Source organism: Marinomonas spartinae (genome assembly GCF_016461715.1).
In the GTDB taxonomy this organism is placed as follows: domain Bacteria; phylum Pseudomonadota; class Gammaproteobacteria; order Pseudomonadales; family Marinomonadaceae; genus Marinomonas; species Marinomonas spartinae_A.
This window is the reverse complement of the sequence record NZ_JAEMUI010000005.1, coordinates 1-14,863: the sequence shown is the minus strand read 5'-3', so window position 1 is coordinate 14,863 and position 14,863 is coordinate 1. Positions and strand designations below refer to the sequence as shown.

Sequence of the window (14,863 nt, the reverse complement as noted above, 5' to 3'; positions counted from 1 at the left end):
CATGAAAAAGTTAAATCGAATTGTATTGGTAAACTGGTACCTGTTGGGTGCAGAAGAAATCAATATCCGAGGTAATACTGCGATTATCGGGCCAACGGGGTCTGGGAAATCGTCGATTCTAGATGCCATTCAAACCGTCTTAACTGGCGCAAGTAAACGCCATCTTAACTATAACGCCAGTGCAAACGATGGTAAGGCAAGTGGGCGTAGTATTCGCTCTTATATTTTAGGCATGATTGATTCAGGCCAAGCCAACTCGAAAAGCTTCGGTGCGCAACCAAGGCAAGATGCTATCAGTTATCTGGCGCTAGTGTTCGAAGACTCTATCACAGGTAAGGAATCGACGGTTGGTATTGCATTAAGTGCATCGTTGGCGTCACCTGAGGAGGATACCTTGGGGCGTTATGTGTTGCCGAATTTGGGGGTTCATAAAGAAGACTTTATTGATGCGATGGAAGGCAAAAGCTATAAGGCGAAACCTTGGATTGAAGTGCGGGAAAATATGAAAAAAGCCTGCCTAGACCCTTACATTAAGTCAGGCAGTGCTTCAGCTACACAATATATCAATCGCTATTTAGAAGAGCTTAGCCCAAGTTCTGATCAGTTGATTACCCTTGATAGTTTCTTGAAGAACTTTAAAAACGCCTTAAAATTTGTGCCCATTGCTTCGCCTACGCGTTTTGTTCAAGATTTCGTTTTAGCAGAAGCGCCACTTCAGGTGGGAGCGTATCAAAAATCACTCCATGAATATCGTCAATTGGAAAGCAAAACCCAAGAAGTCTCCAAGCGTATTGACGATCTCAAATTGATCCAGCAAGAGTGTGAGAAAAAACACCAGCAGGAGCAAACGGCGGTTAATTATCATTGGATCGCAACGGAAGCGCGTTTTGATGAGTTAAGTACCAAACAAGATGACATACAAGACCAGTACGAGCTCCATAAAGAGCGTGAAGAAGAAATTGATGAAGAGTTGACGACGCAAGGGCATTTGCTTAAGCAATTGCAGGGGCAATTGTTACGCTTAGAACAGCAGTACGAGCATTCTGATGTTGGGCTTAAGCTTCAGCAGTTAGAGCAGAATAAAAAGTTCTTAGTATTGCAAGCTCAGCAAGATCAAAAGGCCATTGTTCAGGCCCGCCAAATCATGGTGTTGATGTCATCTCTATCGGCCTTTGAGGATCTGTTATCTGAACCGACAAATGCACTGGTAAAAGAAACAGGCAATTATATTGGTTTGATTGGTGAAGATGGCCGTATTGAAGCGAGTTTAAAACCGTTAACTCAACTATTGAGTGCGCTCAATGAAAGTTTAGATACTGAAAAGTCCTTGGTATTCAGGCAGCGTTCAGAATTAAATCGTACCATTTTGAACTTGAAAGATGAGTGTAAACAACTCGAGTCGGATGTATCTTCCTTGAAAGGTGGGGTGAGCCCATTATCGCAAAATACCAAGCGTTTGATTGCGCTATTAAAAGACGCTCAGATCACGGCAACCCCTCTTAGTCATTTGGCAGAGGTGACGGATCGTAAATGGCAAGATTCAATTGAAGGGTATTTAGGAGCTCAGCGTGAAGCTTTGATTGTTGAGCCTGAGGATGCGGAAGAAGCAATTCGCATTTTCCGTGCCCATCGTCGTCAGCTAATGGGCTGTCGTGTTGTTGATACAACCCAGACTAGGTTATGGCTAAGCCGTGGTGATCGTAATTCAGCGCTCAAATTTATTCGTTGCAACAATGACCATGCCCAAGCGTATTTGAATCGTCGGTTAGGTGGTATCAAGCCAGTGGAAACAGAGCGCGAGCTCTTGCGTGAAGAAAGCGCGATGACTGCGGATGGGATGTTGAAGTTGTCTGGCAGTATTTCCACCATACGATCTGTGCCGCATATGATGGTAGGTATTAATACAGAAGGCATGAGGCAGTCCCGCGAAGAGCAATTAGCTAAATTAAGTGGCGAGTTGATGGATCACCTTAAGGCTGACCAGCGCTTAGAGCAGGCAGATAATCTGTTGGGACGTATTATGGCGAGCAATCAGTTCGATGCTGAAACATTAAATAATGCGACCCATGCAGTTACTCGACTGACACAAGAGCTTGAAAATGTCGAAGCGGAAATCGCTCAACTTCAGCAGCATGATGATAAAGACCTTCAAGAGAAGATTGAAGCGCTGAAAGTGCGTATTGAAACGGTAGAACTGGATCAGAAAAAATTGGACCGCGAACGGCAACAAATTTCCGAGCAATACGGTGCATTGAATACGCAGAAAAACCAATTGAGTTCGGCCTTATCGGCTCTTGATGAGGAGCGTAATCGTCTCACTACCAGCCCGCTTTATAATGCAGAATTTGCCAGTGAGCGTTATGCATTGTTAGAAAACAGTATGGTCAATGGGGCCGCCATTTATAAGGAAGCCATCAGTCGTGCCGAAAAAGCAGAAGATAAGTCGCGAAGCTTTGATCAAAAAGTGCGTAAAGATGTGGCTGACCACTATGCTAAATATCATAATGCGAATATGGATAATGATATCCAACTGGATTATCTGGAATCCAAATTTGAAGAGTTTCAACATTATGTGAATTATCAAATTGACGTGTTAAGTGAAACAGAGTTGGCAAAATATGCCAAACGTGCCGAGCTTGCTAGGCGAGAAGCCGAGGAAACTTTCCGTTCTGATTATGTGTCAAAACTTAAAGATTCCTTGGATCAGGTCGCTCACATTATTAGAGAACTCAATCACAGTTTAAAGCGTCGCCCCTTTAATAATGAAACTTACCAGTTCCGTTATTACCCAAATGGTGATATGAAAGATATTCTTGACTTGGTCGATCGTTTTAGTGCACAAGATCAAGCGAATGTCGGTGGTTTGTTTGACCCTGAAATGACGGGGGATCCAGAGCATTTGCGTGCCATTACGGCGATTCAAGAGCTGATTACAGACGAAGAGAAGCAACAGGATCTGGCGGATTATCGTAAGTTTTATAACTTCGAGGTCGATATTCTCGATGCGGATGGTAACAAGAAGACAACGTTAAGTCAGCGAATTCAGACGGGGTCGGGTGGTGAGCATCAAATCCCATTTTATTTGGCAATCGCGGCGGCGTTATCGACGACTTATCGATTGCACGAGACAATGGATGGTGACATTGTTGGCGGCTTCTCTTTGGCCATGTTCGATGAAGCGTTTAACAAAATAGATATGATTAAAACGTCGACTTGTATGGGCTTTATGAAGGACATCGGTTTGCAAGTTATCGCGGCGGCACCTGATGATAAACGAGCTGTTATGGCGGCGAATATGGATACGGTGATCAGTGTGTGGCGTGAGGGCGGAGCGGTTTCTATTGACGTGGCTTATCCAAAAGAAAAAGGTCAAACGTTGCTGAATGGTGATATGGAAGCCATTTTAAATCCAGCATAAAGTCGGTGTGATTAACGGGTTACTGACATGAATGCTATATGACTGCGAAATATGGGGTTAATATAGTATTAGAACGACTAGATTAAATGATAGACCGAGATAATAATGAAAATAGAAAGCGATATTAAACAGAGCTTAGAGGAGGCGTTTTCTCCTCAGTATCTCGTTTTAGAAAACGAGAGCTATATGCACAATGTGCCAGAAGGTAGTGAGTCACATTTTAAGTTGGTTTTAGTTAGTGAACAGTTTTCTGGTAAGCGTTTAGTGCAGCGTCATCAGCTAGTTTACAGTATATTATCTAAACAAATGGATATTATTCATGCGTTAGCAATGCATCTGTTTACCCCTGAAGAATGGTCGGAGCGTCAAGGTGATGTGTCTGGATCACCTAATTGTCACGGAGGAGGACGCGGGTAATAACTCGCGTTATGATGGTTCATATGAGCATTACAGTAAATTATCATCAAGCTGATAATTGTGTTGATATTATCATTATTGGAAGTTTTGATTTTTCTTTATTCAATGAATTTAAAGACGCTTACGCTGATTTTATTGGCCAGAAATTGTCTTTTAGTGTTGATATGAGCCAGGTTGAGTACTTGGATAGTGCCGCTTTGGGTATGCTGCTTAGCATGAAAAACAGTTTAGGTGATGAGTGCGAAATAGAGTTAAAAGGTGCCAATGACTTCATCAGAAATATTTTGATGATCTCTCGTTTTGACAAACGTTTCACTATTCGATAAAGGCATTTTAATGAAGCTTTTATGTGTCGACAGCGAGCCTATTTACCGTGAAATCGTTAGCGTGTGCGCTAAGGGGCATGGGCTAGATGTAAAGACCGCCACGACATTTCAAGAAGCGATTGACCTTTTTGAAGACTGGGAGCCTGATTTAGTTACCCTAGATGTTCTTGTAAAAGGAGGAAACGGCTTAGTTCTCATCCGGGAGCTCAAATTAAAAGCTAATGGTCGTTTTGTTCCAATGATTTTTTTATCGTCGCAATCTTCTGATTCGACCATGGAGAAATGTTTCAGTGCTGGCGCTGATGATTTTTTACCGAAGCCCTTTCAAGAGGCTTTATTTAATACTCGTATAGAGAGTCACAAGCGCCAGGTGATGCTTGTGCAAGAGATGTCGCAAAAAAATCGGGAGTTGGTGTATTACAAAGCGATGATCGAGCGGGAGCATAAAATGGCTCATCAAGTGCTTGATCATGTCTTAATACGCTGTGAAAATACCGATCATAATGTGGCGGTTACCCGATTATCTGCCGCTAGCTTCAATGGCGATTTAGCACTTGTTAACTCCCGTTCTGATGGAGCGCGTCTCATATTTGTAGGGGATTTTACCGGCCATGGTCTTTCCGCTTCCATTGGCGCCTTACCTGTTGCGCAAGCGTTTTTTGATGCCGTAGATGATCATATAGAAATCTCTAAACTTGCAAGCCATATTAATCGTATGTTGATCAGTATCCTGCCCGATTATATGTTTTGTGCAGCCTACATTGTCTTAATTAAGCCTGGTGGTCATTTGTTTTTTTGGGGAGGTGGTATGCCCAAGGCTTATATACGCCGCCAAGATGGCAGGCTAGACTATTTGCAATCCATGCATATGCCCTTAGGAATTTTAGGACCATCCGAGTTTGATAACACGTTAGGTGAATTCAGCATTGCTGCAGAGGATACCTTAGTTATCGCGACTGATGGTGTCTCTGAGTTAAAAAATGAAGCTGGGGAAATGTTAGGGGCTGAGTCCTTGGAAGCGCTTGTATCGGCGTGTTATGCCAATGCCGATTTAAATCAAGCGCAAGAGGATCTAAAGAATAAGCTTTCTCAATACCAAGGTCACTCAGAACAGATAGATGACATAACCTTTGTTGCTGTGAGAAAAAAAGTGACTGAAAATAAGCGATAATAGCCGAGAAGTATTATTGCTTTTATAAACTAGAGCTTTTCGTTCTTAATGCTTTTTGCCATGTGTTTTCTTTTTGTTGTTTTTGGTTTTTTTGCCTGATTGTTTGTTGTTCGCATGCTTAGATGCGGAGGGAGCTGGGCGCTTTTCTGGTTCGGTACGCAGCACAAGAAAGAGGTCTGTTACAACTTCAGGAATTTGTTCAATACAGGAGCGAGTGAGCTTTTCGCTTTGTCGGATCTGTATCACTTCTTCATCGTCAAATAAATCAGAGGCCACCATAATAGGGAGTAAAAGCTCCGCCACGACTTCTTCTTTTTCGGTTTCAAACCAGAAGGTTTCAGTCATAAACACCCCCTCCATAAAACCGGTGGCCCATTCTTGAAGTTCGCTGAGTTCTTCTGCGCTTGGTCCCATTTCTAACTCGCATGGAATGAGAAACTCGTCTTCTGACTCAAGCTCTTTTTGGATATCAACAAATAAGCGAGACATCAGTTGAGTAATTTGCTTCTCTTCTTTTTGACTTTCAAAGTTTGGGGTTTCCTCAAAAATGACAGGTAGCCACTGTTCTTCGGTAAATTGGGAGGGGCAGATAGCCAGTGCTGTTAAAAAGCCGTGGGCCATAACGAAATTCTGACATTCTTCATGAACTCGATCGGATTCTAAAAAGGTTTCTATTGTATCTAACTCAAGATCATCAAGAGGTTGGTGTGCCATATAAGATTTCCTAAAACTTTAAAAGTGATTTCAGCGGATTAAGTGGCGAATTCTAGCGAAAAAGCGTCTAAAAATCGATGCACAATGCCCTTACTTAAGAGATAATTCTCTTATGATAACCAAACACACTATATTGTCCCGTTTCGGCTACCAAGCCTACCGCCCCTTACAAGAGGAAGCCATTGATGCCCTCTGTTCGGGGAATGATGTTTTGTTGATGGCGCCTACTGGCGGTGGTAAGTCCTTAGTCTATCAATCTGCTGGGTTAATACGTGAGGGTATTGGTATTATCATCAGCCCACTACTAGCATTAATGGCGCAACAGGTGGATGTGCTCAGAAAAGCGGGGGTCAATGCCTATTTTTTCAATTCTGCTTTGAATATCGAAGAGCAAGAAGATTTGGTGTGGGCTCTGCGGCATGATCAAGTTGATTTGCTTTTTATGTCGCCTGAGAAAATAGTGCAACCGACGGTAATTGGCTTTTTAAAAGATATTCAAATTTCCCTTTTTGCTATTGACGAAGCCCATTGTATCGCCCAATGGGGTGAGGCTTTTCGGCCGGAATATAGCCAATTGGGGACTCTACGCGCCACTTTCCCCAAGGTTCCTATCATTGCGTTAACCGGTACGGTCGATCTAAGAACGATTCAGACCATTGAAAATTCCCTGCAAATCAACGGGTGTTTACGTTTAAAAAACAGTTTTGATCGGACGAATATTGAGATTCAAATTGCTCAAAAGCGTAAAGCTAAACAGCAAATATTGTATTTTTTGCACCATGAAATGGCGGGTGAAAAGGGTATTATTTATTGCCGTTCACGAAAAAAAACCCAAGAGCTAGCGAGCTGGCTCGAACGCCTTGGGCTAACTAGCTTGCCTTACCACGCAGCCATGCATGAGCTGGATAAGCAAAAGCATCATCAACGTTTTCTGAATGAGCCTGGTGTCATTATGGTAGCAACAACAGCTTATGGTATGGGCATTGATGTGCCTGATATTCGTTTTGTTATCCATTTTGATTTACCGAGCAGTCCGGAAGCCTACTTTCAAGAAGTTGGTCGCGCTGGTAGAGATGGTAAGCCTGCAAAATCCTTATTATTGTATGGGCTTCAAGATATGCTGCAGGCGCAACAATTTAGTGATTGTGAGAGTCATGATCGATTGTATGCGCTTTTTAAAGTACTTGAAAGTCGAGGGTGTCGCCGCAAACATCTTCTCGCGCATTTCGGAGAAGAAATTGAGCCTTGCGGACGCTGTGATCGATGTTTGTCACCGTCTTCTGAGCAAAATGCGACCATAGCGGCACAGAAAATGCTTTCTCTTATTTATTATACAAAAGGGGTGCAGCCTTTTTCTGTGTTGATTGATGTCCTGCTTGGAAAGCGCAACAAAGGTGTTATAAGCATTCAAGGTGAAACTCTGTCTTTATTTGGAAAAGGCAGGGAGTTTACCGATATTCAGTGGAAGGCGGTGATTCGGCACTTAATTGGATTTAGTTATATAAAAATAGACTATTCCACTACTTTTTGTGTGCACTTGAATCAAAAGGCCAAGCGAGTTTTGAAGGGAGAAGAGCAGATACTTTTGCCCCATGAGCGTTATTATCCAATATTAGATGAGAATGCGCTTCATAAAGAGCTGATAGATTGGCATAAACTAAAAACTTGGAAAAGTAGAGTGCAGAATAATCCTTTGTCAGATCGTCAGTTGCGACTAGTGCAACAGCATAAACCGAGCAATGTCGCTTCATTGAGTCGTTTAACAGGGCTATCCGTTGAAGCCATTTCTTCTTATGCAGAGCAATTGTTGACCATCTTGAATGACGTAAGAACCAACGAGGAATAGGGCCGCCTATGTATGCCAAAAGCCAACTTTCTTTCGATATGGAGAATGAATCCTATGAGACTGATGCGCCAAAACAGATCCTAGCGACTATACAGCGTAAAGTAGTAGACTGCATAAACAGAGCGAATCAATTTTTCGGCACTGAGTTTGAGTTACCAAATGCGAATCTACGTCAAAAGGGACGAGCTGCAGGTACTGCTCATTTGCACAAAAATGAAGTGCGTTTTAATTCGTATATGTACCAGCAAAATCCTCAGGACTTTTTGGAGACGGTTGTGCCCCATGAGGTTGCTCATATTATTGTGTTTCAGATATACGGAAATGATGTGCGACCACATGGCAAAGAGTGGCAGGCGGTAATGCACAAAGTGTATGGACTTCCACCACAACGTACCCATAGCTTTGATGTTCCACCACCAAAACAAAGTTATTACTACCAATGCCATTGTCAAACGCACACGTTCACCAAACAGCGTCATACTAGAGCGCAAAAAGGCACAGAGTATATTTGCAAGCTGTGTGGGACTAAGCTGCATTTTGTGGATGATTTGTCAAAGCGTCACTAATGTGCAAGCTTTTTATCAAGTTGCTGCTTTTTTAATGCGACAAAATAATGATTATAGTAAGATAGCGGCATTTAGTTTATAGCGTGTACATAATGGATTTATCTAACAACCCGAAAGAAAAACTTGAGTTTAATAAGCTGCAAAAGCGTTTAAGACGCTTAACAGGTCAGGCCATTGTCGACTTCAATATGATTGAAGACGGTGATAAAGTGATGGTGTGTCTATCTGGTGGTAAAGACTCTTTTACTATGCTGGATATCTTACGAAATTTACAAGCCAGCGCCCCTATTCATTTCAGCATCATCGCTGTGAATTTAGATCAAAAGCAGCCTGGTTTTCCCGAGCATGTGTTGCCAGCCTATCTTGACGAAATTGGAGTCGATTACCATATTTTAGAGAGAGACACCTATAGCATCGTCAAAGAAATCGTTCCAGAAGGTAAGACTACTTGTGGATTATGCTCTCGCTTACGTCGTGGCTCACTTTACGGATTTGCAGAAGAGATTGGCGCGACTAAAATTGCTTTAGGTCATCATCGAGATGACATACTTGAGACGCTCTTTTTAAATATGTTTTTCGGTGGTAAGTTAAAGTCTATGCCGCCTAAGCTGTTAAGTGATGATGGAAAGCATATGGTTATTCGACCATTGGCTTATTGCAAGGAAAAAGACATTCAAGCATTTGCCGATATGAAGGCTTATCCCATTATTCCTTGTAATTTATGTGGTTCACAAGAGAATCTACAAAGGCAAGTCGTAAAAGATATGCTTCAGCAATGGGAAAAAGATTACCCAGGTAGAACCGATTCTATGTTTACTGCCATGCAGAATGTGGTGCCTTCCCATCTTGCTGATAATGAGCTGTTTGATTTTAAAGGCTTAAAACAATCAGAAGATGCATTTAATAAATTGAATATTATTTCACTATAGGAAAGTTCTAATGAAACTAAGCAACAAAGCACTATTGTTGACCGCAGGGCTACTAAGCTCTTCCATGGTATTGGCTTCTAACGTAAGTGTGAACTTAAGAAACGATTTGTTGAAAGCGGATGCCAGTATTGATGCAGGCCCTTTTTCAATTGATGCGGGGGGGACGCATGATGCGGATAAAGATACCTCTTCTGCTTATGCAGGCTTGAGTATTCAAGATACAGATGCAACGGGGCCGTTGCAGGTTGGACTAGGGGCGCGTCTATATGCTCTCGATTCTAATTTAAAAGATGAAAATAATGATCTTGCATTAGCGGTAGCGTTAGGTGGTTGGTATCGTTATACCTTCCCAATGGCGAATCGTTTAAGCATATACGCTTCCGGTTATTATTCTCCTGAGGTGCTAACGATTTCTCGACTGGATCATATGTATACCTATAACGCACGCCTTGAGTATATGACAACGCACAATACCCGTGCTTTTATTAGTTACGGTGCGACTGAAGCTATTTACAAAAATGGTCAGCGTCAAAAAAGTAATGATGGTATTTCTGTTGGTGCTGATGTTGCTTTTTAGAAGTTTAGAAGGATAGCTTGATATTTTTGACGCGCTTTTTTATGCGAAGTGCTTCAAAGGCTGGCTAGTAAAAGTCGATCAATAAAAAAGGCGGCATTCGCCACCTTTTTTATTGATGCTTTAGACTGCCTCTAGTGAATAAAGGCAAATAGATGATTAATCACCTTCATACGCACACAGATTAAAAACGGGGATGTTTCTATCCTGTAATTTTTGGCTTCCACCTAGATCGGGCAGGTCAATAATAGCGGCCACTTCTTTAACCTCTGCACCTTGGCTCGTTAATAGCTCAATAGCTGCTAATAGGGTGCCACCTGTAGCAATAAGATCATCAAACAATAAAACATTATCGCCAGTTTTTACTGAGTTTTCCTGAATTTCCAACTCAGCGGAACCGTATTCTAAGTCGTACGCTTGTGAAATGGTTTTGCCAGGCAGTTTCCCTTTTTTACGGATCAAAATCAGCGGTTTTTGTAGTTCATATGCCAGTACGGCCGCGATCAAAAAGCCGCGAGCATCAATACAAGCGATATGAGTAATATCGCTGGTAATATAGCGATGCACATAAGCATCAACGACCATACGCATGCCTTTTGGGTCGCTAAAAATAGGGGTGATATCTCGAAAGTTGATGCCTGGCTTTGGCCAGTCTTCAACAGAACGAATTAATGACTTAACGTAGAAATCATCATACAGCATAATCAAAGTGCGCCTAGTTTGTAGTTCAAAACTGAGCTATTTTACCACAGTCAGGCGCAACTCCCACGAGTTTTTGCATTTCTGGCAAGTCAATAATGGAAATTTCTTTACCATCTACTTGGATTAATTCGTTTTTTTGAAAGCGTGTGATCACACGACTAACTGTTTCTACTGCTAAGCCTAAATAGTTACCCACTTCACCACGGGACATGGAAAGTCGGAAGGACGTCGCTGAATAACCACGCTTTTTAAAGCGGTTCGATAGGTTAAGAAGGAATGAGGCTACTTTTTCGTCAGCATTCTTTTTGCCCAGAAGTACCATCATTTGCTGATCATCGCCAATTTTACGGCTCATTACTTTGAACATCTGGTGTTTGAGTGACGGAATTTGTGCGGAAAGATTCTCCAAATGACTGAATGGGATTTCGCATACGGTGGTTGTTTCTAGTGCTTTAGCAGAAATAGGGTAGGTATTATCATCGATCCCGCTTAGACCAACCAGTTCGCTAGGGCAATAGAAGCCTGTGATTTGTTCTTCGCCTGAAGAGGTAATATTAAAAGTCTTTAGTGTGCCGGTTCTCACGGCAAAGACAGAACTAAAAGGTTGGCCTTGATGGAATAACACCTCCCCCTTCTTTAGAGGGCGTTTTCGCTCAATGATTTGATCTAATCGATTAATATCTTCGTCTGCCAGAGCGATAGGTAGGCATAGCGCACTTAAGCTACAATTTTGACACTGAGAAGATAACTTACTGCTAAAACGTGATTGTGTGTGTGTTGCGGGCATTTCACTCTCCCTAGATTATATTACTTTTGAATACTTGACTACGCTGTTCAAATGTTTGTCAAAAACCATGCATACGCAGCGAATAAGTAATCGTCCCCGATCTGTTACTTTTATAATAGTATCTTCTTGCTGGCTCAGAATTTCAATGATGCCATCCAATTCTAGCTGCTTTAATTTAGCAAGCTCTACTGCGAAGTACTCTTTAAAGCGTATAGTAAACTCTTGTTCTATGGCTTGAAAGCTTAATCTAAATTGACTGATAAGCGTCATAATGACTTGATGTCTAATTCTGTCATCATTATCGCTGATATAGCCTTTCATAATAGGGAGTTGACCGTTTTCAATGCTATTTTGGTAAAGAGACAAGTCAGTATGGTTTTGGATATACACGCCGCCTAAGTTGCTGATCGCGGATACGCCAAAGGCAATCAAATCTGTATCTGCATGGGTGGTGTACCCCTGAAAATTACGTTGCAATTTGCCTTCGTTTTGAGCAATCGTCAACGTATCATCAGGCTTAGCAAAATGGTCCATGCCAATATAGACGTAGCCATTTTCTATTAATGTATCAATGGTCATTTTGAGTATATGCAGCTTCATTTCTGCAGAAGGTAGGTTCTCCTCTGGAATCCGTTTTTGCGCAGGGAACCGCTCAGGTAAGTGAGCGTAGTTAAAGACAGAAATACGTTCTGGTTGTAATCTCAAAACGATATTCAGCGTCTCTTTAAAACCGTCTAGAGTTTGGAACGGTAAGCCATAAATTAAATCGAAGTTAATAGAACGTATACCGAGTTCGCGGCAGTCATTGACGAGTTTTTCAACTATTTCAACAGGTTGTATGCGGTGAATGGCTCTTTGGACCGCTATATCGAAATCCTGAACGCCTATGCTGACGCGATTTATGCCCATGGTTGTCAGAAGCGTCAGTTTTGACTTGCTTATCTCTCGAGGGTCAATCTCAACGCTATAGTCTTGACTGCCATTGGTAATCAAAGAAAAATGTCTATTGATTACATCAAATAACTGCTGCCATTGTGACTCAGACAAAAAGGTTGGTGTGCCACCTCCGAAGTGCAGTTGTGTCACCGGACGATCAGCGTCAATCATTAAGCTGCGTAGGCGTATTTCCTCTCCTAATAACTCCACATACTCCTCGCCCTTGTCGTATTGTTTTGTCACAATTTTGTTGCAGGCGCAGTAGTAACAAAGATGAGCGCAAAATGGGATGTGGAAGTAGAGGCTGATTGGGGCGTCTGAAGGCCTTAACATTCTATCGATGAGAGCAATTTTGCTGATGGATGCATCGAACAACGGAGCTGTCGGATAGGAAGTATACCGAGGGCCTGATAAGTTGTATTTTTGAATGAGTAATGGATCCCAGATCATGATGTTTTCCTATTAAATTTTCTAATGGCAGTTTACTCTTATGGGGATTCTGTTCGTATGACTTGGATCAAGGTTTTAAGGTCAAAATAAAAATCTTGCTAAGTTCAAGAGAGAAACTTTTTATTCAAGTTAAAAAACTCGTTTTTAGTGTTGAGATGAAGCCATGCAAATATTGCCTATCTATCTTGCTCATGGAGCGGGCGTCGGTCACAAAAATAGTGACTTTCTACAACGCATTAGCCAGCAGTTAGGAGAAAAAGGTTGCCCTGTCATACCCGTGACTTTTGCCTATATGCAGGAACAAGAGGCCACTGGAAAAAAGCGTCCGCCACCACGTTTCGATACATTAATACCAGAGTTTGCTGACTACCTAAGTGTCTCGGACCCTCTCATTGTTGCGGGTAAATCGATGGGAGGGCGAGTTGCAACGCAGCTGACAAGTGATAATAGAGTGAAGGGGGTTATTTGCTTTGGTTTTCCTTTTCATCCTCCCGGTAAACCTGAGAAGCATCGTTTGGCGTTTTTGGAAGCTGTTGATGTCCCTTGCTTGATTATTCAAGGGACGAGGGATGTGTTCGGTAAGCCTACTTGGGTCCTGGAGCAAAAACTCAACAAGAATATTGAGATCATGTGGGTTGAAGGAGCCGATCATGATTTTAAGACGCTAAAAAAGCAGGCCATAACACAAGACGAGGTGGTTTCAAAGGTGGCTAGCATGGTTAAGAGTTGGTTGTCAGAAAAGTTTGTCTAGCCAACCTGGAGGTTTATAATAGGGGTAATCAGTCGGAGGATCAGATTATGGAACACCATTCATTGTTAGACGCTAGCGGATTAATGTGCCCAGAGCCAGTCATGATGCTACATGTGGAGATGAAAAAAATAGAGCCCCTTGAGGTGCTAAAAGTGGTTGCAACAGATCCATCTACGACCAGAGATATACCTAATTTTTGTCGATTTTTAGGGCATACTTTGGTTAAACAAGAGCAAGAAGGGGATGTTTACTATTATTGGATTCAAAGACGAGAAGGGTAAAAATGAGAGGGTTCAAAGTCATTCTTTGAACCCTCTCATTTTTATAAGCAAAACACACTTGATGAGTAATCTTTTTCTAGGCTACTCTAAGTTTTTTACTATTATATTTTTCGCCTAATAAAGCAATTTTGTATATGTTTTTAAAGCTAGAGAAGGCTACATCAATGTCTAAGCGTAGCTGGCGAGCGATATCACTTGCAGAAACGAGGCCTCGAATGGTTTTTGTTTCTTCATCAATAACGAGTAAATGTTGGCCTTCCGTTTCGCGTTGACTGTACAGTAAAGATTCAATATCAGAATTTTTTAGAGAGGCATAAGACAAGGCTAGTACTTTATCTTTTGGTTTCATTAAATCTGCAACAAGCAATTCTGAACGAGCATAACCATTTGCCACGTGCTTAATAAAAGCATCTTCTGATAGGTCTTCTAGGCTGATTACGCCAACAAAGTTATTTTTCTCATCAACGACCACCTTCATGCGAACATGTTCTTTTCTCATCAGTCTGACCAACTCATCAGCGCGAGTGTTGGATTCGATTACACGAGGAGCCGATGTTTTAAAATCTGTGAACACGCATAATGCGGGTGAGTATAGTGTTGTATTTTCAATAGTGACTGGCCAGGTTAAGGCATTGACTTCTTTTGTTGAAACGTAAGTTAGTGTTTTCATGATGTATTCTCCAAAGTTAAAAAGTTAGAAAGAGCGAAGCTATATCAAGAAAACTGGCGGTGCTCTAGGGTAAGTTTTAGTCGCTAGAAAGTAGCCAACTGGTTCAAGATAATCACTTGAAGCAGTATAATTTTTAACCAAAGCCAAGAACTGAATAGAGGTGCTATCTTGTTCCCCTTTTATTGCTTTGTCTTGATCTAGAGCAGCCTCTTCGCAGTAAATTTTCTCTATATTAGGCTGAAGCCAGCGTTGCTTATTAATCTCTTTTGCTGTAGCGCAATCTGATAGCGTCAGCAAAGACGAAACGATCAGAAAAAAGGTGATA

At 41.8% G+C, this 14,863-nt stretch carries 16 protein-coding genes; 10 read left to right on the top strand and 6 right to left on the bottom strand.

The features are described from left to right. The first annotated feature begins 1 nt into the window (after position 1). From JHD45_RS06710 to JHD45_RS06695, 4 genes are all read left to right on the top strand, one after another. Complete coding sequence (locus JHD45_RS06710) at positions 2 to 3,418, top strand: SbcC/MukB-like Walker B domain-containing protein (protein ID WP_199475747.1); 3,417 nt, start codon at positions 2 to 4, stop codon at positions 3,416 to 3,418. Between the two features lie 105 nt (positions 3,419 to 3,523). Next, entirely contained in the window at positions 3,524 to 3,835 is a 312-nt protein-coding gene (locus JHD45_RS06705; protein ID WP_199475746.1) for a BolA family protein, read from the top strand. A 23-nt stretch (positions 3,836 to 3,858) separates the two neighbouring features. Further along, on the top strand, positions 3,859 to 4,161 hold the full coding sequence (locus JHD45_RS06700) for an STAS domain-containing protein (protein ID WP_199475745.1): 303 nt from the start codon (positions 3,859 to 3,861) through the stop codon (positions 4,159 to 4,161). 10 nt (positions 4,162 to 4,171) lie between these two features. Continuing rightward, complete coding sequence (locus JHD45_RS06695; protein WP_199475744.1) at positions 4,172 to 5,332, top strand: fused response regulator/phosphatase; 1,161 nt, start codon at positions 4,172 to 4,174, stop codon at positions 5,330 to 5,332. A 45-nt stretch (positions 5,333 to 5,377) separates the two neighbouring features. Here the strand turns inward: JHD45_RS06695 and JHD45_RS06690 are convergent, their stop codons facing one another. Further along, positions 5,378 to 6,046: a YecA family protein gene (locus JHD45_RS06690; RefSeq protein ID WP_199475743.1), complete on the bottom strand. Its 669-nt coding sequence runs from the start codon at positions 6,044 to 6,046 to the stop codon at positions 5,378 to 5,380. A 112-nt stretch (positions 6,047 to 6,158) separates the two neighbouring features. Here JHD45_RS06690 and JHD45_RS06685 point away from each other — a divergent pair, with 112 nt between their 5' ends. The 4 genes from JHD45_RS06685 (at position 6,159) to JHD45_RS06670 (ending at position 9,964) form a co-directional block, all read left to right on the top strand. Beyond that, positions 6,159 to 7,892: a RecQ family ATP-dependent DNA helicase gene (locus JHD45_RS06685; RefSeq protein WP_199475742.1), complete on the top strand. Its 1,734-nt coding sequence runs from the start codon at positions 6,159 to 6,161 to the stop codon at positions 7,890 to 7,892. A gap of 8 nt (positions 7,893 to 7,900) precedes the next feature. Continuing rightward, on the top strand, positions 7,901 to 8,458 hold the full coding sequence (locus JHD45_RS06680) for a SprT family zinc-dependent metalloprotease (protein ID WP_233407656.1): 558 nt from the start codon (positions 7,901 to 7,903) through the stop codon (positions 8,456 to 8,458). A gap of 92 nt (positions 8,459 to 8,550) precedes the next feature. Beyond that, positions 8,551 to 9,387 (top strand): tRNA 2-thiocytidine(32) synthetase TtcA, encoded by an 837-nt coding sequence (gene ttcA, locus JHD45_RS06675; RefSeq protein WP_199475741.1) that lies wholly within the window; start codon positions 8,551 to 8,553, stop codon positions 9,385 to 9,387. 10 nt (positions 9,388 to 9,397) lie between these two features. Continuing rightward, positions 9,398 to 9,964: a YfaZ family outer membrane protein gene (locus JHD45_RS06670; RefSeq protein ID WP_199475740.1), complete on the top strand. Its 567-nt coding sequence runs from the start codon at positions 9,398 to 9,400 to the stop codon at positions 9,962 to 9,964. Between the two features lie 156 nt (positions 9,965 to 10,120). Here JHD45_RS06670 and JHD45_RS06665 read toward each other — a convergent pair whose 3' ends face one another. Genes JHD45_RS06665 through hemN form a run of 3 tightly spaced genes read right to left on the bottom strand, consistent with a single transcriptional unit; the run spans position 10,121 to position 12,836 of the window. Further along, positions 10,121 to 10,663 (bottom strand): adenine phosphoribosyltransferase, encoded by a 543-nt coding sequence (locus JHD45_RS06665; protein ID WP_199475739.1) that lies wholly within the window; start codon positions 10,661 to 10,663, stop codon positions 10,121 to 10,123. A 25-nt stretch (positions 10,664 to 10,688) separates the two neighbouring features. Continuing rightward, a complete protein-coding gene (fnr, locus tag JHD45_RS06660) occupies positions 10,689 to 11,450 on the bottom strand; it encodes a fumarate/nitrate reduction transcriptional regulator Fnr (protein WP_199475738.1) in 762 nt (253 codons plus the stop codon). 15 nt (positions 11,451 to 11,465) lie between these two features. Next, complete coding sequence (hemN, locus tag JHD45_RS06655; RefSeq protein WP_199475737.1) at positions 11,466 to 12,836, bottom strand: oxygen-independent coproporphyrinogen III oxidase; 1,371 nt, start codon at positions 12,834 to 12,836, stop codon at positions 11,466 to 11,468. Positions 12,837 to 12,999: 163 nt separating this feature from the next. Here hemN and JHD45_RS06650 point away from each other — a divergent pair, with 163 nt between their 5' ends. Both JHD45_RS06650 and tusA read left to right on the top strand, forming a co-directional pair. Further along, positions 13,000 to 13,587 carry an alpha/beta family hydrolase gene (locus tag JHD45_RS06650; RefSeq protein WP_199475736.1) on the top strand — a complete coding sequence of 196 codons (588 nt, stop codon included), beginning with the start codon at positions 13,000 to 13,002 and terminating at the stop codon, positions 13,585 to 13,587. Between the two features lie 47 nt (positions 13,588 to 13,634). Beyond that, positions 13,635 to 13,868: a sulfurtransferase TusA gene (gene tusA, locus JHD45_RS06645; protein WP_199475735.1), complete on the top strand. Its 234-nt coding sequence runs from the start codon at positions 13,635 to 13,637 to the stop codon at positions 13,866 to 13,868. Between the two features lie 76 nt (positions 13,869 to 13,944). Here tusA and JHD45_RS06640 read toward each other — a convergent pair whose 3' ends face one another. Together JHD45_RS06640 and JHD45_RS06635 are read right to left on the bottom strand one after the other, a co-directional pair. Beyond that, positions 13,945 to 14,538 carry a CBS domain-containing protein gene (locus tag JHD45_RS06640; protein WP_199475734.1) on the bottom strand — a complete coding sequence of 198 codons (594 nt, stop codon included), beginning with the start codon at positions 14,536 to 14,538 and terminating at the stop codon, positions 13,945 to 13,947. Positions 14,539 to 14,577: 39 nt separating this feature from the next. Then, on the bottom strand, positions 14,578 to 14,863 hold a 286-nt coding region (locus JHD45_RS06635; RefSeq protein WP_199475733.1), incomplete at its 5' end, for a hypothetical protein.